This is a genomic window from Thermobifida cellulosilytica TB100, from assembly GCF_001517975.1.
GTDB classification, from domain to species: domain Bacteria; phylum Actinomycetota; class Actinomycetes; order Streptosporangiales; family Streptosporangiaceae; genus Thermobifida; species Thermobifida cellulosilytica.
On record NZ_KQ950181.1, the window covers coordinates 509,664 to 527,004 of the forward strand.

The window sequence follows — 17,341 nt, forward strand, 5'->3', positions numbered from 1 at the left end:
CCCCGGCCCCGCCGCCGTATGCCACCGGCCAGTACCCGTCCGGACCCCCGCCGGCCCACGCCACCGGGTACGCCGCGCCCGGGCCGTATCCGCCGCAGGGTCCGCCGCCCCACCCCACCGGCTATCCCGCCCCGGGCCCCTATCCGCCGCAGGCGCCGCCGCCCCACCCCACCGGGTACGCGGCCCCCGGCCCGTACCCGCCCGCGCCGCCCCCCTCCTACGGCTCCCCACCGCCCGCGGGCGACCCGCAGACCATGTTCACGCTCGGCCTGCGCCACCGCGAGCAGGGCGATGTCGCCGGAGCCGAGTCCTGGTACCGCCGCGCGGCCGAGGCGGGCCACATCGACTCCATGTTCAACCTCGCCCTCCTCTCCCGGGAGCGCGGCGACATCCTCGGCGCGGAGCAGTGGTACCGGCGCGCCGCCGAAGCCGGCGACCCCGACGCCATGGTCAACCTCGGCGACCTGCTCAAGGACCGCGGGGAGACGGCCGAGGCCGAGACCTGGCACCGCCGCGCGGCAGAGGCGGGCCACGTCGCCTCCATGCACACCCTCGGCAACCTGCTCTACGGCAGGGGCGACGCGGCCGAGGCCGAGACCTGGTGGCGGCGCGCCGCCGAGGGCGGCAACATCCGCGCCATGGCCCTGCTCGGCAACCTGCTGGAGCAGCGCGGCGACATCCTCGGCGCGGAGCAGTGGTACCGGCGCGCCGCCGAGTCCGGCAACATCGACGCGATGGTCAACCTGGGGGTGCTGCTGGAGAACCGCCGCGACACCTTCGGCGCGGAGCAGTGGTACCGGCGGGCCGCCGAGGCGGGCGACATCGACGCGATGGCCAACCTCGGCAGTCTGCTGCAGGGCCGCGGCGACGTGGGCGGCGCCCAGTACTGGTGGCGGCGCGCCGCCCAGTCCGGCAGCACCCGCGCCATCCGCCACCTCGACCAGCTGGGCTGAGACCGGCCCCGGTGCTCGGGTGCCCGGAGTCGGGGCCGCGTGCCGCGCGGGGCCTCAGGCCCGCTCCGCCAACCGGTCCACGGCCTTGGCCAGGAGCGCGTCGAAGCGGTCGGCGCGCTCGGCGGCCGCGTCCTCGACCGCCTGGTCCCGCATGCGGTCCGTGCACTCCATGAGCTCGTCGATGTGCGGGGTGGCAGCGGGGTCCTCCATGAGGCACTCGGCGGTGAGGTCCTCCGGGGACAGCGGGGAGGAGTCCGCGCCGAGGGTGACCGCCACCAGCAGGAAGTGGACCTCTGACACCCGGCCCCAGGCCATCCGCACCTCCACCGACGGGCCGCCGCCCGCGGGCGTGGACGTCACGAGGACGCCGTCGCCGCCCTCGGGCAGAGCGTCGCTGGGCAGGCTCTGGAAGGCCCCCGTCACCGGTTCGTCCTCGATGCGTCCAGTGAAGGTGAAGCAGTCGGTCAGCAGCCGCTTCACCGACTCGGGGGTGGGGGTGCCCGACAGGTCGCCGGTGGCCAGCGTGTAGTGGTACACGGTCTCCGGGGTGCCGCGCCGGTTCGGGGTGGCCTGCTGCGCCGCGACCGCCTCGACCCCCTCCGGCAGCAGGTCGGGCCGCGCCTCGGCGAGGGTGTCGGCGCACTCCCGCGGTTCGATCTCCGTGAACGACGGCGAGGACGGCCCCTGCCGGACCTCGTCGGCGTCGACGCTGTGCACCGTGTAGCCGGAGAAGGCGTTGCGGGGCAGCAGCAGCTCCTCCAGGCCGGGGCCGAACAGGGACGCGCAGCCGGTGAGCGCCAGCAGCGCGGACAGGGACAGGGCGAGCGGAACGGCGGAGCGGGCGGGGGATGGCATGGGGTTTCTCCGTGGGGCAGCGGCACATTCCTGCCGGCCCTGGCACGGGTGCCATGCTCGATGCCGATCATGGCCCCCGTGCCAAGGGGGGATCGGGTGTCGGGGTTACAGGTGGTCGTGTTTGAGGTTGGCGAGGAAGGTGGCCCATTCGGTGGGGGAGAAGTCGAGGTGTCCGAGGTCGCGGTGCTTGGTGTCGCGGATCAGGACGGCCTCGGGAGTCTCGGCCACTTCCACACAGGCGTTAGCGTTGCCGCCGCTGTAGCTGGACTTGTGCCAGTTCAGGGTGTCGCTCACTTGAGGTCTCCTCGTATCTGGTGGATCAGGTCGATAGTGGCAGAAGTGGACAGGGCTTCTCCCTGGAGGGCTCCGAACAAGGTGTTGCACTGGCTCACCAGCTCGGCGTCATCGACGAGTTCCTCCCCCAACGTATGTTCCGCGTACACCACGGGTGGATGCTCCCGGAAGGTCATGAGTCGGAACGAGCCGGAGAGGCCGGGGTGGTTGCGGGATTCGGTGGGAATGATCTGTAAGCGAAGTTTGTGCGCTTCGCCCAGGTCGAGTAGGTGCTGTAACTGTTCGTCCATGACTTCGGGAGTGCAGATAGGCCGCCGTAAAGCGGACTCGTCGATGACTGCCCAGAGCATGGGGTGATCATCTTGTTTCAAGATCTCTTGGCGTTTGACGCGGGCCTCCGCCAGACGAGCGATCTCGTTGGGAGTGTCCCAAGGACGTCCCAGCCGCAGCACAGTTTGAGCGTAGTTCAGTGTCTGTGCCAGGCCAGGCATGAGGAGTGACTGGTACTCCCGGATCTCCCTGGCCTGTTTTTCAAGTAGGACGCCTCGCTTGAACCAGTCCGGGTAGCTGTCCTGGTTGTTGAGTTGGACCCACAGTCGGGTCAATGAACCTGATGTGTTAAGAACCGCGTCGAAGGTTTCCGCATGATCCCGTTTTGGGGTGCGTGTCCCACGTTCGATGGAGCTGATGAACGACGGGGACAAGTTGCTTGAGCGAGCCAATTGGTCCTGCGAAAGGCCAGCTTGCTGGCGCAGACGTCGTACTTCGCTGCCGAATCTGGACCACACTGGGTGATGTTTTTCCGCCATCTACTCATGGTTACACAAGACCTACTCAGTAGGCCACACATTCAGACAGAGAAACTCAAAGTAGTGAAACGTCTGGCGGTATAACTTCACTGATGGGACCGTGCTGACGGTGGATGGGTGAGTTCCTCGGGTTGCAGTGGCTCCGTGTGATCCGTTCTTTCACTCCGCTGTCAACACAGATCTCTACACAGAAGTCCTGGGTGCTCGCCTTCCATAAAGACAACGGCCCCGACCTGGTGATAGCGCACCGGACGGGGCCTGGCCCCCTACCTGAGGAAGCAGGTCGAGGACTTGAAACCCAAGGTTACTGTTTGTGGCGCACCCCGAAACCGCCCCCGTGTCCCCCGTGTCCTCCACCCCGGGAAGGCGGTGGCCCGGTGACCGTCGTCTCCGCGTCCTTTCCCGGTCTTCCCGCGAGTGTGGCCGCCGCACGCCGGTTCGTGGTCGAGGCGATCCGGTCGTGCCCGCAGGCCACCGCGTCCTCGGACGCGGTCGGCCGGGTCGAGCTGATCGTGTCCGAGCTCGCCACCAACGCCATCCGGCACACCCACTCCGGCGACCCGGGGGAGTCTTTCACGGTGCGGGTGAACGTGACTGAGCGCGGCGTGTGGACGGAGGTGCGCACCCTGGCCCCGCGCCGCTGGAACTCGGTCCCGCACGTCGTCGAACCCGACGACCCGTCCCGCGAGCACGGGCGCGGCCTGTTCCTGGTGGACCGGTTGGCCAGCCGGTGGGGCCGCCTGGCCCCCTGGCAGGAGGGCGTCTACTCCGTCGTGCACTGGGACGGCCACCCCTGTGCCGAGGACGGCCGGGCGGCGGCCCGGTGAGGGACCGGCCCCTGCCCCCGACGAGCTGCGCGCGGCCCGCCGGGAGTTCCCGCACTGCGAGATCTGCCAGTTCCACGATGCCGCCGGGGCGCCCGAGGCCACCGCCGTGCCCACACCGCGGTTCCGGTACACCGGCCTGACCGTGCTGGCCTGCACCGCCACCGTCGCCGAACCGGCCGGACTCCTGCGCGCCCGGCCGAAACCGGGACTGCCCCGGCGCGACCGGACCCGGCCGCGCCCGTAGCCGCACCGGCCGCCGGTCGCCCGTACGGCTCAGGGGGCGCGGGCGACCGGTCTGCTGCGGGCGGGCCGGGGCAGTTCCTTCCCCGGCCCCGGTCCGCCCCTTCCCCGAACCCCCGCACACCCGCACGACCCCGGAAGGCGACCCCTCGTGGACGACGACCTCGTGACCCTGTACGCCGGGCCGCTCGACGGCCTCGCCGTCCTCCGAAGCCACCTGGACAACCTGGTCCAGGACCACGGCACCGAACGCTTCCTGCTGCTCACCCGGTCCGGCGTCTCCGGCCTCTACCAGGAGGTCGCGGGCCGCTGGGTGTACGCCACCCCGCACCTGCTGGAGACCCCGGAGCATCCCCCGAGTCCTCCGGAGGGCGACGGTCCGTGACGCCGCGCACCGGGACACGCGGCGGGGTGGGGCCGGACCGGTCGGACCGTGGCCGGAACCGGTCACCTCGCGGGACGGGGCGGCCTCCGCGAGGGCCGTTCGGCCCCGCCGTCCCCTGGACGGTGTTCGGTGTGGTGACCAGCATCAAGAGCGCAGCGGCGGCTTTTTGCCACAGCCGTGGCGGGCCGGACCGGAGGGGGACCGGGGAACACCGCGGCGGGCGGCGGGTGTCGTCGCCGTCCCCTAGCATCCCGGCATGCCGAAGATCACCGCACTGACCGACCTGCTGGACGACGCCGCCCTGTTCTCCCTGGAGCACCAGCTCCACCTCGTCGACGTCCTCGGCGAGCACAACTGGCACGTCGACCTGCAAGCCCCCCGGTTCGACTTCGTCGGGGAGCGGACGCTGACCTGTGAACGCTTCCACCTCCTGGGCAGCGCCGCCCCCGGGCCGGGGTCGTGGATGTGGGCCTGGGCGAACCCCAGCGGCTTCCCCGAGGAGCTGACGCGGCTCTCCGCCGAGGTCCGCGCGCACGGTGAGCGGCTCGGCATCCCCGAACTGGCCAACGCCGAGGTTCCCTTCGCCGCACTGCCCGGGAACCCGCAGCACCCGGCGCAGGTCGCGTTCCTGCTGACCGAGGCCGCCAAGGTCCTGGGCGGCCGGTGGACCTCCTACACCGGGGAGGTGGGCGGGGGAACCCGCGTGGCCTGCCTCATCGAGCACCCCGAGTTCACACTGCCCGCCCCCGAACCGGCGCGGACCATGCGGGTGATCCAGCAGGCCGTCGCCGAACTCCCGCTGTCGGACCACCGACGTGCCCTGGCCGGCTACGCCGCCCGGCGGGGCCTGGGACAGCAGACGACCCCGGACGGCGGGCTGGTCCTCACCGGCCCCGGCTTCGAGCTGGGCGTCGAGTTCGACGACAGGGGTCTGGTGGCGCGGACCAGCCTCACCGCGCAGCCCGGCCCGCACGCCCGCTGAGCGCCGCCCCGGCGGGTGCGGTCCCCGTCGAGGCGGCGCTCGACACCCCGGGCCGGGTCACAGGGCGTGGCCTCCGGCGACCTGCAGCACCTGCCCGGTGATCCAGCGGGCCTGGCGGGAGGCGAGGAAGACCACGGCGTCGGCGATGTCCGCGGGCTCCCCGACACGGCGCAGCGGAATGAGTGGACGGACCTGCTCGACCAGGTCCGCGTCCATCCAGCCGGTCTGCACCGGTCCGGGAGCCACGGCGTTGACCCGGATTCCCCGGGGCGCCAGGTCCAGTGCCGCGGCCCGGGTGAACGCCTCCAGGGCGGCCTTGGAGGTGCCGTAGCCGATCTGGCCGGGGAAGGCGCGGGCGGCGTCAGTGGAGATGTTGACCACGCACGGCGGGTCGGTGTCGGGGGCGCGGCGGGCGAGTTCGGCGGTGAGCAGGGCGGGCGCGATCGCGTTGACCCGGTAGTGGCGGCCCAGACCCTCGGCGGTGAGCGTGTCCACGGTGTCGGGCGTCTCGCAGTGCGCGGCGTTGTTCACCAACACGTCGACCGGCCCCAGACGCGCCTCGACCTGGTCGAACAGCCGCGTGGCGGCGTCCGGGGCGGACAGGTCCGCCGCGACCGCCACCGCCCCGTCCAGTTCGTCCACCAGAGCCTCCACCTCCCGCAGCGGCGGGACCTCGTGCTCCCAGCGCACCCCGTCGGGGGCGGGTGGTGCCGAGGGCAGGTAGTGCACGGCCACCCGCGCCCGCTGTGCGGCGAACGCGCGGGCGATGGCTGCGCCGATGCCCCGGCCGGCACCGGTGACCAGCACTGTCTTGGCTGCGAGTCCCGTGTCGATCATGGCGCCAGCCTCCCAGAAGCGGGACGGACGGACAACGGGATTGTCCGGCGTGCGGCACCGGGGCGACGGCGCGCTGTCACCGCTCCGGTGCGCCCCGGTTCCCGCACGCGGGCCTCAGCGGGGCGTGAGCCGGTCGATCTCGGCGAGCACCCGTGCCACGTGCGGACGCACCCGCGCCCGCAGTTCGCCGCTCCACCGCTCCTCGGAGTAGCGGCGGTGCAGGTACAGGTCCCTGGCGTGCTCCAGCACGGGGCGGTGCTCCGGGGGGAGGCGGGCCAGCGCCCAGTCCGCGGCGGCGTCCTTGGACCGGATCTCGCCGGTGGCGAGCGTCGTCCAGACGCGGGCGAGGGTCAGCACCGTGTTGCGGGTGTCGCCGTCCAGGTCGGCGAGGAGTTCCGGGAGGCCCGCGACGCTCGCCCGCACCAGGTCGGCGTGCGGGACGGGGTCGAGGAGCCGCGCGGGCGGGGGACCGGCGAGCGGACGGTCGCCCGCCAACACCATCGTGAGCAGCAGCGCCAGGTCCGGCATCGGCCGCGGCCGGGGCAGGGCACCGGCCTTGAACGCGTCGCGCAGCCACTCGCCGTACTGGAAGTCGCCGGTGGGCGGGAAGCGCCACGGGCGGACCTCGGAGTGGACGACGACGGTGAGCTCCACCGGCCGCAGCCCGCCCTCGAAACCGGAGGCCGCGAGCAGCCCGTCCAGGAGTCTCCGCCGCTCCCGGTCGTCCATGCCGCGCCGGGAGACGACGAGCAGGTCGAGGTCGCTGGCCGGGCGCAGGCCGCCGAGCACCGAGGAGCCGTGCAGGTAGACGCCGACGGCCTCGGGGCCGAGCGTGTCGCCGACGAGTGCCACGATCGTTTCGACCTGGTCCACGGCCCCATCGTAGACCACCGCTGTCTCCGGCCCCGGGACGGTCGGTGGCAGCGGTTCCGTGACGACACCGGAAAAGGCCTGGGAACGGGCCGGTGGCTGCCGGACAGCGGTACGGCGCTTCCGGGTGGCGGAGGTCGCGGAAAAGCCGGGTAGTGCCGCGGCCAAGACTGCCGTGATCCTCGTCAATTTTCCGGGATCGCCAGGTGACACCGGGGCCCCTCCTGGTAGCTGCCCGTCGGGGAGACCCGAAGAGTCCGGACGTCCACCACAGCAGAAGGCGAGCAGTCATGTCTTTCGTCACCGTCGGCACGGAGAATTCCTCGCCCATCGGGATCTACTACGAGGACCACGGCAGCGGGCAGCCCGTCGTGCTCATCCACGGCTACCCGCTCAACGGGCACTCCTGGGAGAAGCAGGAGCGGGCGCTGCTGGAGGCGGGATACCGGGTCATCACCTACGACCGGCGCGGCTTCGGCCGGTCCAGCCACACCACCGTCGGCTACGACTACGACACCTTCGCCGCCGACCTGAACACCCTCATCGAACACCTCGACCTGACCGACGTCGTCCTGGGCGGCTTCTCCATGGGCACCGGAGAGGTGGTCCGCTACCTGAGCCGCTACGGGTCGGCGCGGGTCAGCAAGGCGGTGCTGCTCGGAGTGCTTCCGCCGTTCCTGCTCAGGACCCCCGACAACCCCGAGGGCGTGGACGCCAGCGTGTTCAAGGGCATCCAGCAGGCGATCCTCGCCGACCGCTTCGTCCACTACAAGAACTTCTTCGACGACTTCTACAACGTCGACGTCTTCGACGGGGTCCGGATCAGCCGGGAGGCGTGGCAGAACAGCTTCACCGTGGCCGCCTCGTCCTCGGCCTACGCCACCTACGCCTGCGTGGGGACCTGGCTCACCGACTTCCGCGCCGACCTGCCCCGCATCGACGTGCCCGTGCTGGCGATGCACGGCGACGCCGACCGCATCCTGCCGATCGAGGCCACCGCCAACCGGCTGCCCGGCCTGATCCGGGACCTGGAGTACGTGATCGTCAAGGACGGCCCGCACGCCATCAACTGGACCCACGCCGAAGAGGTCAACAGCGCCCTGCTCGACTTCCTGCGCCGCTGACCCGGTGAGCCCGCGCCCCGGCGGGCGCGGGCTCACCCCTGGCCGAGCACCCGGTCCCGGTAGGCCTGGAAGCGGTGCCAGCCCCCGGTGTCCTCCGCACCGGTGAGGAACGCCCCCGAGGAGCAGTCCAGGGCCCGGCACCCCAGCGCCCCGGCGATGCGCAGCGCCACGGCCACGACGTCGTCGCCGGAGCCGTGGACGTGCAGCATGACCGAGCGCACGGGGTCCTCGGAGCCGATGCCGAGCTCCATCGACCAGCTCGGACCGGCCAGCAGGCCCCAGGTCGGGTCCGCCAGGTCGACGTCCGGCACGGCCCGGCGCAGCCGGGCGAGCACCTCCTCGAGCGGGCCGACCGGAGGCGGCGTGTAGTCGTCGGGGAGGTCGTCCGTCGAGGCGGCGTCCTCGGGCAGCGGTATCACGAGCACGTCCCAGCTCACGGGGGTTCCCTTCACGTCGTCCGAGCCGGTGCGGGCAGTGCCGCGGCGGCGGGGTCCCGGGGACGGGGCGTTCCGGTCCCCGACCGTCCCCACGGCACGGAGGGTAGGGGAGGGCACCGACAGCCGGCCCGCGCCGACGGCGGACCCGCGGCCGCATCACGGCCGACGGCCGGGGAAGCGGACCCGGAAGCCGACGATGGGAGCACCACCATGACCCCGCCCGTTCTCGTCACCGGAGGCACCGGCACGCTCGGGCGACACGTCGTGCCGCTGCTGCGGCGGGCGGGCCGCCGGGTGCGGGTGCTCAGCCGCCGCCCCCACGACTCCGGGGACGGCGTCGACCACGTGGTCGGGGACCTGCGCCGGGACACGGGCGTCGACGCCGCGGTGGAGGGAGCCGACACCGTCCTGCACCTGGCGGGCGCCCCCAGGGGCGACGACGAGGCGGCCCGCGTCCTGGTGCGCGCCGCAGCCCGGGCCGGGGTGCGGCACCTGGTGTTCATCTCGATCATCGGGGTGGACCGGGTCCCGCTCGGGTTCTACCGGGCCAAGTACCGCGCGGAGCAGGCCGTGGCCGGATCCGGGGTGCCGTGGACGGTGCTGCGCGCCGCCCAGTTCCATGACCTGGTCCTGGCCGGGGTGCGCAGCCTGGCCGCGATGCCGGTGGTGCCGGTCCCCCGGGGACTGCGGATGCAGCCGGTCGACGCGGACGAGGTGGCGGCCCGCCTGGTGGCGCTGGCCCTCGGCGGCCCCGCCGGCCGGGTGCCCGACCTGGCCGGGCCGAAGGTGTACCCGGTGGCCGACCTGGTCCGCGGCTACCTGCGGGTGCGGGGCATGCGCCGGCTGCTGCTGCCGGTGCCGGTCCCCGGCAGGATCGGCCGCGCCTACCGGGAGGGCGCCAACCTCTCCCGGGAAGGGGTGGTCACGGGCGGGCGCACCTGGGAGGAGTTCCTCGCCGAACGGGTGGGGACACCCTAGCCTCCCCGGCCGGGCGCCGGTCGGCCGCGGCCCGGCGCGCGGTTTGCCGCCTGCTTTTCCGGCAAGTACGGCAGACACGTCCGCGCGTCAGCCGGTCGCCGGGCGGCCGAAGGGGGTGTGTCGATGGGCGGCGGGAACAGGGTGGACGTCGGCGACGACCCGGTCCGCCGGCGGCGCGAGTGGCGGCTGGAGCGGACCGCGTGGGCGCTGGCCGCGCTGCTGCTCCTCCTGGCCCTGGCGGGACTGTTCGGCGGCGGGCCGCTGAGCTGGGCCGGTGCGGGAAGCCCCGACGGGGTGGTGCACCTGTCCTACGACCGGTTCGTGCGCGGGTACAGCCCCACCACCCTGGAGGTGAGCATCGCCCCCCAGGCGGCCAGGGAGGGGCGGATCCGGCTGGGAGTCTCCCAGGAGTTCCTGGAGACGGTCGCGGTGCAGAACGTCACCCCGCAGCCGCTGCGGGTGGTCGGCGGCGGCGACGCGCTGGTCTACGAGTTCGCGGCGGACCGGGCCGAGCAGCCGCTGACGGTCGCCTTCGACCTCCAGGCCGAGCAGACCGGGCTGCACCGTGCGGAGGTCGGCGCCGAAGGGGCGCAGCCGGTGCGGTTCTGGCAGTTCGTCTACCCCTGACCCGGCGGAGGAGGAGACCGTGGACCCGGTACTGCGCACCCTCGCGGTCTACGCCGTCCTGCTGGTGGTCTTCCGGCTCGCCGGAAAACGCAGCATGGCCCAGCTCACCACCTTCGACCTGCTGTTGCTGCTGGTGGTGTCCGAGGCCACGCAGCAGGCGCTGCTCGGTGAGGACTTCTCCCTCACCGGCGCCACGCTGGTGATCGTCACCCTGGTGGCGGTGGAGCGCACCGCCGACTTCCTGCGGTGGCGGTTCGGCTGGTTCGCCAGGGCGACGCAGGGCAGGCCGGTGGTGCTGGTCGCCGGGGGAAAGGTGCTGGCCGAGCCGATGGCCCGGAACCACGTCACCGAGAGCGAGATCCTGGCGGCCGCCCGCAGCAGCCAGGGCATCTCCGACATGGCGCAGATCGACTACGCCATCCTGGAGGAGTCGGGCACCATCAGCATCCTGCCCAGGAGCCGCTCCGACTGACAGCGGCCGCTATCGGTCACTCCTGTCCCGATGATGCCGCCAACGCCCTACCGTGACGGCCATGAGCAGACCGTCTCTTTCCATGGGGAAGCGGCCGTCCGCGGCCGCGGCGACGGTGTCCCGACGGGTGTCTGCCGGAGCCAGAGCGGTGCGCGCCGCCGCCGGGATGAACCGGAGGGCGGCGTCCGCCCGGGAGCGGGCCGCGCTGCTGCTCTTCGCAGCGGCGGTGGCGGCGCTCAGTGCCGTGGCCTGGCCGCTGGTGCCGTTCGCGGCCGGGCTGCTGCCGGACTCCCTGCCGGTGGAGCGGCTGCTCTGGGGCGCGGGGCTGGCCGCGGTGGCGGTCGGAGCGTGGAAGACCTGGCGAGGCCGGAAGGGGCCGGTGTGGCTGGGCTGGCTGGTCCTCGGCGCCTGGGGTGCGGCCGCCGCAGCAGTGGCCGGGACGGCCGCGGTGGCCTGGCTGCTGCTGGGCTCCCCCGGCCTGGACGCGCCCGAGCGGCTGTCCCCGGCCGACCTGGACGCGATCGCCACCCGCGCCTTCGCCGTGGTCGCCGGCCTGGGCGCGGTGGCCGCCCTGGTCATCTCCTACCGGCGCCAGCGCCTCACCGAGGCCGACGTCGCGCGTGAGGACACCAGGCTGTTCACCGAGCGCTTCACCGCCGCCTCCGCCCAGCTCGGCGACGAGCGGCCCGCCGTCTGCCTGGCCGGGGTGCACGCCCTGGCCCACCTGGCCGACGACGCCCCCACCCGGGCGTTGCGGCAGATGTGCGTCGACGTGCTCTGCGCCTACCTGCGCATGCCCTACGACCCCGAACCCGGCCCGCTGCCCGGAGGGGCGAGCAGGGAGCGGCGCGAGGAGCACCGCAGGAGAAGCCGGGAGTTCGCCGCTCTCCGGGAGGTGCGCCACACCGTCCTCCGCGTCATCGGCGACCGGTTGCGGGAGGCCACGGCCTGGCGCGGCCACCACTTCGACTTCACCGGCGCCGTCTTCGACGGCGGTGACCTGTCCGGCGCCCGCTTCACCGGGGGCCGGGTGGACTTCAGCGGCGCGCACTTCGCCGCGGGAACGGTGTCCTTCAGCGGCGCGGTGTTCGCGGGGAGCCGGGTCTCCTTCCGCGGTGCGGTCTTCTCCGGCGGCACAGTGGACTTCACCCGCGCGGTGTTCTCCGCCGGAGAGGTCTCCTTCGGGCAGGCAGAGTTCTCCGGGAGCCGGGTGGACCTCGGCGGGGCGAGGTTCTCCGAGGGCGTGGCGGACTTCACCGGGGCGAGGGTCACCGCCGGACGGCTCTGCTTCGGCAGCGGGGCGCCTGCGTCGGGCACGCCCCCGAAGGGCCTGCGAGAGGCCGCGGCAGCCGCACCCGACGTGGTGCGCCTGCCGCTCGAATGGATGTCCGCGGCCGAGCACTGACCCGGCCCGGAAGGCCGGGGCGGGGCCGGGCAGCACAGCGGCCGGGGGAGTCCTCCGCGCGGGACAGTCGGCCCTGGGACCGTGCTGCTCCTACACGCGGGAGCGCCCCGACCGCGTGTCCTGCGCCTCCAGCTCGCTCGTGGTACGCCGCCACGACTTGACGATCCGCCGCTCCACCAGGGACGGCCACCAGCGCTTGAACCGGAGCGCGGCACGCCCCTCGGGGTGCGTGTTGACCAGGAAGCGGCGCTTGGCCACGGCCTTGGCGACCTGCGCGGCGACCTCCTGGGGGGTGACCCTGCCGTTGCGGATCAGGTCGAGGGCCTTCTCGGCCAGCACCGGGTCGGGGGAGCGCAGGCTCTCGCCCAGGTTGGTGGGCACGAAGCCGGGGCACACCACCGTGGTGTGCACGCCCCAGGGGGCCAGCTCATGGCGCAGCGTCTCCGACAGGGAGATCACCGCCGCCTTGGACACGTTGTAGGAGGCCATGCCCGGCAGGTTCATCAGCCCAGCGAGCGACGCGACGTTGACGATGTGGCCGCTGCGCTGCTCCTTGAACACGGGCACGAAGGTGCGGCAGCCGAGCACCACGCCGCGCAGGTTGACGCCCAGGATCCAGTCCCAGTCGGCCTCGTCGAGCAGCTCCATCCGCCCGGCCGCGGCCACCCCGGCGTTGTTGACGAGGAGGTCCAGGCCGCCCCAGTGGACACGGCACCACTCGCGCACCATGGCCCAGTCGGGCTCGGAGCGCACGTCCAACCGCTGGTAGACCAGCTCTCCGGAGGGCAGTGCCGCGGGCGCGGCGATGTCGGCGACCAGCACCCGGCAACCGGCCGCGGCGTAGTGCTCGACGATGGCCCGCCCCAGCCCGGAAGCGCCTCCGGTGACCAGAACCCGCATGCTCACGGCAGCCTCCGGGGGCGGACGGGGGTGGCTCCGGGCACCGCGTCCGGAGAGCGCCGGACGGGGCTGCCGGTCGGCGTCGGGGCCGCGCCCCGGACACTTCGGGGAACGGCGGGGCCAAAAGCAGGGGGGTTCTCGGCCCGCGTTGCGGTGGGATCCACGTTCGGCTCCTTTGCGGCGGGGGACGAACCGGAATACTAACCGTGCCCAGCGGAACCGGCGACGCGAATCGGACAGCCGCCGGGGTGGTCTCGGACACGGGGCCGCCGCCACCGGAACCCCCGCAGGAAGGGCGATCCGGCGCGGAACGCCGTCGGCCGCACCGCGTGCGGGGCGGCCGCGCACACGTCGGGGCCGGTGCAGGCACGCCTGCACCGGCCCCGACGCCTGTCCCCGCGTCCGACACCGCGGGACAGGGAGGAAGCCGGTGGCGCGGGCAGGTAGACCCGCGCCACCGGGTGGTGGTCAGCGGTCGGCGTTGGTCACACGACCGTCGGCGTCACCGGGAGGAGGCGCCGTTGGCCTTGATCTCGTAGTACGCCTTCTCGATGCGCTCGCCGACGGCGCCGTCGACGTTGCGCCAGTACTGGAAGGCGCGCGACAGCACCGGCTCGACGACCCCTCCGGCCAGGTGGTTGGCGACCGTCTGCACCAGCCGCTCCCGCTGGGCGTCGTCGAACACCTCGCGCACCAGCGTCCCGGCCTGCGAGAAGTCGTCGTCCTCGGCGTGCAGGGAGTAGGCGCTGCGCACCATCTCGCCGTCGGCCTCCCAGCCGTCCTCGGCCGGGCCGGTCTCGTCGGACCAGGGACGTCCGTAGGAGTTGGGGGCGTAGACCGGGGCGGAGCCGGAGTGCTCGTAGGTCATGTGCCCGTCGAAGGTGTAGGAGTTGACCTTCACCTTCGGCTTGTTCACCGGAAGCTGGAGGTAGTTGGTGCCGATACGGGCGCGCTGGGCGTCGGCGTAGGCGAAGACCCGGCCCAGCAGCATCTTGTCCGGCGAGACGCCGATGCCCGGCACCAGGTTCGACGGCGCGAACGCGGCCTGCTCGATCTCGGCGAAGAAGTTCTCCGGGTTGCGGTTCAGCGTCATCTTCCCGACCTTGATGAGCGGGTAGTCGCTGTGCGGCCACACCTTGGTCAGGTCGAACGGGTTGAACCGGTAGGTCTTGGCGTCCTCGTACGGCATGACCTGCACGTACAGCGTCCAGCTCGGGTACTCCCCGCGCTCGATGGCCTCCACCAGGTCGCGGCGGTGGAAGTCGGCGTCGCTGCCCGCGAGGCGCTCGGCCTCCTCGTCGGTCATGGTCTGCACGCCCTGGTCGGTCTTGAAGTGGTACTTCACCCAGAACTTCTCACCCTGGGCGTTGATCCACATGTAGGTGTGCGAGCCGTAGCCGTTCATGTGGCGCCACGTCTTCGGCAGGCCGCGGTCGCCCATGAGGTAGGTGACCTGGTGGGCGCTCTCGGGGTTGAGGGTCCAGAAGTCCCACTGCATGTTGTTGTCGCGCAGGCCCGTGCCCGGCATGCGCTTCTGCGAGCGGATGAAGTGCGGGAACTTCATCGGGTCGCGGAGGAAGAAGATGGGCGTGTTGTTGCCGACGATGTCGTAGTTGCCCTCGGACGTGTAGAACTTCAGCGCGAAGCCGCGCACGTCCCGCCAGGTGTCGGGAGAGCCCTGCTCGCCGGCCACGGTCGAGAAGCGGGCGAGCATCTCGGTGCGCGCGCCCTTCTGGAACAGGGCGGCCTTGGTGTAGCGGGAGACGTCCTCGGTGGTCTCGAAGACACCGAAGGCCCCGGCGCCCTTGGCGTGCGGGTTGCGTTCGGGGACCCGCTCGCGGTTGAAGTGCGCGAGGGTCTCGACGAGCCGGACGTCGTGGAGCAGCAGCGGCCCGTTGCTGCCGATGCTCAGGGAGTTGCGGTCGCTCGCCGCGGGGGCACCGGAGTCGAGCGTCGAACCAGCACCGTTGCTCGGAGTGGGCAGCGCCCCATTGGTCTCGGTCAAGTCGGTCTCCTAGGTCGGATGGACATGGCTGTCGTGAGGACGGGACGGCGCCGGTCCGCAGCGATCGGACGGTGCGGCAGCGTCCGCGTGCCCCTCGCCTCGGCGCACGTGGCCGGAACGGCACGGTCGTGCGTGAAAGCCGGTCCAGCACGGCTCCCGGGCGAGGGGGCTTCCTCGTGCAACACTGATCTTTTCTGGACCCATTCCAAAAAACTAGGGAATCAAGTCTTTTTGGAGTGTGGTGTCGGACACATTGGTCGTATCTGTGGGGTTGCGTGACGGCTTCGTGGCTCCGGGTGACGGAAAGAGGGCGGAAGGACGCCGGAGCGAGACGAGGACGCAGACCTGCCAGTCGGCCGACGCGGCGCTGCTCCGCATGACCCGGCTCCACGGGCATGCCGCCGCCCGAACCTCTCCGACCACCGTCAGGCCCCACCGTCAAGCCGGGGGCGGGAGGTCCCGCGGAGGGCTGCGCCGACCGGCCTGGGAAGCGGCGCCGGGGGATGGCGGCCCACGGCGGCCGGCGGGCTCGGCCCGCCTCGGTGCTGCACCGGCTGCGGGAGCTTGGCCGGTGGGGATGGGTGATGAACGCTGGTTGGGGCGGGTGTTGAACTGTCCGGTCTGTTTCGGCCGGGCCTCCCGGCCGAAACAGACAGAAACCGTTGCTGCGACACGGAACCACCCCCGCGGGTGCAGGGGCAGGGGCTGGGTGGGGCCGCCGGCCGGGCTCGACGCCGGACTGTCCGCGTGTGCGGGGAACACACGGAATGGTCTGGGGCTTCACTGCCCTCGGGCCGCCGCGTGGCCGGGAGCCCTCCGCGGCACGGCCCGCGGAGGGCTCCCGGGGGTTCCGGTCGGGAACCCGGGCGTTCCCGACCGGGGCTACTTCAGCAACTGGCGGGCCATCACCAGGCGCTGGATCTGGTTGGTGCCCTCGTAGATCTGGGTGATCTTGGCGTCGCGCATCATGCGCTCCACCGGGTAGTCGCGGGTGTAGCCGTAGCCGCCGAGCAGTTGCACCGCGTCGGTGGTGATCTCCATGGCCACGTCGGAGGCCAGGCACTTGGCGGCGGCGCCGTAGAAGGACAGGTCGTCGTCGCCGCGCTCGGACTTGGCGGCGGCGACGTAGACCATCTGGCGGGCCGCCTCCAGCTTCATCGCCATGTCGGCGAGCATGAACTGGATGCCCTGGAAGTCGGCGATGGCCTTGCCGAACTGCTTGCGCTCCTTGACGTAGCCCAGCGCGTAGTCGAGGGCGCCCTGGGCGATGCCCACGGCCTGGGCGCCGATGGTGACGCGGGTGTGGTCGAGGGTGCGCAGCGCGGTGCGCAGGCCCTCGCCGACCTTGCCGACCAGGCGGTCGCCGGGGATGCGGACGTTGTCGAAGATCAGCTCGCGGGTGGGGGAGCCCTTGATGCCGAGCTTGCGCTCGGGCTCGCCGAAGGAGAAGCCGGGGTCGTCGATGTGCACGACGAAGGCGCTGATGTTGCGGCCGCGCGGCCCGTCGGGGTCGGTGACGGCCATGACCGTGTAGTACTTGGAGACCCCGGCGTTGGTGATCCAGGACTTCTGGCCGTTGAGCACCCAGTCGTCGCCGTCGCGCACCGCGCGGGTGCGCATGCTCGCGGTGTCGGAGCCCGCCTCGCGCTCGGAGAGACCGTAGGAGAACATCGCCTCGCCCGAGGCCAGTTCGGGCAGGTAGCGCCGCTTCAGCTCCTCCGACCCGGCGAGGATCAGCGGCATCGAGCCGAGCTTGTTGACCGCGGGGATCAGCGAGGTGGAAGCGCACACCCGGGCCACCTCCTCGATGACGATGCAGGTGGCCAGCGCGTCGGCGCCCGCGCCTCCGTACTCCTCGGCGACGTGCGGGGCGTGGAGGTCGCTGGCGCGCAGCGCCTCGTACGCCTCCTGGGGGAAGCGGGCCTTCTCGTCGACGTCGGCGGCGTACGGGGCGATCTTGTCCTCGGCAATGGAGCGGACGGCCTCGCGGAGCGCCTCGTGCTCCTCGGTGGGCCGGTAGAGGTCGAACTCACTCATGGGGGCCTCCCTTGCGTCGCGATCGCCACCAGTATGACACTACGTCTCAGTAGAAGGAACTTAGTCTCATTTTCTGGGGAGTGTCCCGGTAAGGGGAGAATGGTCGGCGTCGCAGGGCAGGGCGGAGGGGAGGAGAGCCGATGACCGAGCGCGCGGGGGGACGCGGGGTCGTGGCCGCGGCGCTGCGGCTGTTCGACGAGAAGGGCTTCGAGGCGACCACCATGGACGACGTCGCGGTGGCCGCCGGGGTGAGCCGCAGCACCCTGTTCCGGCGCTTCGGCTCCAAGGACGACCTGCTCTTCGC

At 72.3% G+C, this 17,341-nt stretch carries 20 protein-coding genes; 11 read left to right on the forward strand and 9 right to left on the reverse strand.

Annotated features, from left to right (window positions below; all coding sequences use genetic code 11):
- On the forward strand, positions 1–953 hold a 953-nt coding region (locus AC529_RS08560; RefSeq protein ID WP_157080168.1), incomplete at its 5' end, for a tetratricopeptide repeat protein.
- Positions 954–1,007: 54 nt separating this feature from the next.
- Here the strand turns inward: AC529_RS08560 and AC529_RS08565 are convergent.
- The 3 genes from AC529_RS08565 to AC529_RS08575 form a co-directional block, all read right to left on the reverse strand.
- Positions 1,008–1,808 carry a hypothetical protein gene (locus tag AC529_RS08565; protein WP_068755364.1) on the reverse strand — a complete coding sequence of 267 codons (801 nt, stop codon included), beginning with the start codon at positions 1,806–1,808 and terminating at the stop codon, positions 1,008–1,010.
- Between the two features lie 105 nt (positions 1,809–1,913).
- The gene (locus tag AC529_RS08570) at positions 1,914–2,102 is read right to left on the reverse strand and encodes a DUF397 domain-containing protein (RefSeq protein ID WP_068755366.1); all 189 of its coding nucleotides are present in this window, start codon (positions 2,100–2,102) and stop codon (positions 1,914–1,916) included.
- Positions 2,099–2,911, reverse strand: a complete 813-nt coding sequence (locus tag AC529_RS08575; RefSeq protein ID WP_083948045.1) for a helix-turn-helix domain-containing protein — start codon at positions 2,909–2,911, stop codon at positions 2,099–2,101. The genes AC529_RS08570 and AC529_RS08575 overlap by 4 nt, the downstream gene beginning before the upstream one ends.
- Positions 2,912–3,288: 377 nt before the next feature.
- Here AC529_RS08575 and AC529_RS20860 point away from each other — a divergent pair, with 377 nt between their 5' ends.
- From AC529_RS20860 to AC529_RS08595, 4 genes are all read left to right on the forward strand, one after another.
- A complete protein-coding gene (locus tag AC529_RS20860) occupies positions 3,289–3,738 on the forward strand; it encodes an ATP-binding protein (protein ID WP_068755370.1) in 450 nt (149 codons plus the stop codon).
- Positions 3,707–3,982: a hypothetical protein gene (locus AC529_RS08585; RefSeq protein WP_068755372.1), complete on the forward strand. Its 276-nt coding sequence runs from the start codon at positions 3,707–3,709 to the stop codon at positions 3,980–3,982. Before AC529_RS20860 ends, AC529_RS08585 begins: the two co-directional genes overlap by 32 nt.
- A gap of 147 nt (positions 3,983–4,129) precedes the next feature.
- Complete coding sequence (locus AC529_RS08590) at positions 4,130–4,363, forward strand: hypothetical protein (protein ID WP_068755374.1); 234 nt, start codon at positions 4,130–4,132, stop codon at positions 4,361–4,363.
- Between the two features lie 256 nt (positions 4,364–4,619).
- Complete coding sequence (locus tag AC529_RS08595; protein WP_068755376.1) at positions 4,620–5,345, forward strand: DUF6882 domain-containing protein; 726 nt, start codon at positions 4,620–4,622, stop codon at positions 5,343–5,345.
- 57 nt (positions 5,346–5,402) lie between these two features.
- Here the strand turns inward: AC529_RS08595 and AC529_RS08600 are convergent, their stop codons facing one another.
- Together AC529_RS08600 and AC529_RS08605 are read right to left on the reverse strand one after the other, a co-directional pair.
- Positions 5,403–6,182 (reverse strand): SDR family NAD(P)-dependent oxidoreductase, encoded by a 780-nt coding sequence (locus tag AC529_RS08600; protein WP_068755378.1) that lies wholly within the window; start codon positions 6,180–6,182, stop codon positions 5,403–5,405.
- A gap of 114 nt (positions 6,183–6,296) precedes the next feature.
- Positions 6,297–7,055 carry an aminoglycoside adenylyltransferase family protein gene (locus AC529_RS08605; protein ID WP_068755943.1) on the reverse strand — a complete coding sequence of 253 codons (759 nt, stop codon included), beginning with the start codon at positions 7,053–7,055 and terminating at the stop codon, positions 6,297–6,299.
- A 287-nt stretch (positions 7,056–7,342) separates the two neighbouring features.
- Between AC529_RS08605 and AC529_RS08610 the strand changes: the two genes are divergently transcribed.
- Positions 7,343–8,176, forward strand: a complete 834-nt coding sequence (locus AC529_RS08610; RefSeq protein WP_068755379.1) for an alpha/beta fold hydrolase — start codon at positions 7,343–7,345, stop codon at positions 8,174–8,176.
- A gap of 32 nt (positions 8,177–8,208) precedes the next feature.
- On the opposite strand, the gene AC529_RS08615 is transcribed toward AC529_RS08610, so the two are convergent.
- On the reverse strand, positions 8,209–8,613 hold the full coding sequence (locus tag AC529_RS08615; protein WP_068755381.1) for a hypothetical protein: 405 nt from the start codon (positions 8,611–8,613) through the stop codon (positions 8,209–8,211).
- Positions 8,614–8,823: 210 nt separating this feature from the next.
- Between AC529_RS08615 and AC529_RS08620 the strand changes: the two genes are divergently transcribed.
- From AC529_RS08620 to AC529_RS08635, 4 genes are all read left to right on the forward strand, one after another.
- Entirely contained in the window at positions 8,824–9,591 is a 768-nt protein-coding gene (locus tag AC529_RS08620; protein ID WP_068755382.1) for an SDR family oxidoreductase, read from the forward strand.
- A gap of 123 nt (positions 9,592–9,714) precedes the next feature.
- Entirely contained in the window at positions 9,715–10,218 is a 504-nt protein-coding gene (locus AC529_RS08625; RefSeq protein ID WP_068755945.1) for a hypothetical protein, read from the forward strand.
- A gap of 19 nt (positions 10,219–10,237) precedes the next feature.
- Positions 10,238–10,690: a DUF421 domain-containing protein gene (locus AC529_RS08630; RefSeq protein WP_068755384.1), complete on the forward strand. Its 453-nt coding sequence runs from the start codon at positions 10,238–10,240 to the stop codon at positions 10,688–10,690.
- 61 nt (positions 10,691–10,751) lie between these two features.
- On the forward strand, positions 10,752–12,095 hold the full coding sequence (locus AC529_RS08635; protein WP_198156353.1) for a pentapeptide repeat-containing protein: 1,344 nt from the start codon (positions 10,752–10,754) through the stop codon (positions 12,093–12,095).
- A 90-nt stretch (positions 12,096–12,185) separates the two neighbouring features.
- On the opposite strand, the gene AC529_RS08640 is transcribed toward AC529_RS08635, so the two are convergent.
- The 3 genes from AC529_RS08640 to AC529_RS08650 all read right to left on the reverse strand — a co-directional run bounded on the left by AC529_RS08640 (position 12,186) and on the right by AC529_RS08650 (position 17,037).
- A complete protein-coding gene (locus tag AC529_RS08640) occupies positions 12,186–12,995 on the reverse strand; it encodes an SDR family NAD(P)-dependent oxidoreductase (protein ID WP_068755947.1) in 810 nt (269 codons plus the stop codon).
- 502 nt (positions 12,996–13,497) lie between these two features.
- Complete coding sequence (locus AC529_RS08645; protein WP_068755389.1) at positions 13,498–15,000, reverse strand: catalase; 1,503 nt, start codon at positions 14,998–15,000, stop codon at positions 13,498–13,500.
- A gap of 882 nt (positions 15,001–15,882) precedes the next feature.
- Positions 15,883–17,037 carry an acyl-CoA dehydrogenase family protein gene (locus AC529_RS08650; protein WP_068755392.1) on the reverse strand — a complete coding sequence of 385 codons (1,155 nt, stop codon included), beginning with the start codon at positions 17,035–17,037 and terminating at the stop codon, positions 15,883–15,885.
- Between the two features lie 140 nt (positions 17,038–17,177).
- Here AC529_RS08650 and AC529_RS21325 point away from each other — a divergent pair.
- Positions 17,178–17,341: helix-turn-helix domain-containing protein (locus tag AC529_RS21325; protein ID WP_157080170.1), on the forward strand; the 164-nt coding region annotated here is incomplete at its 3' end.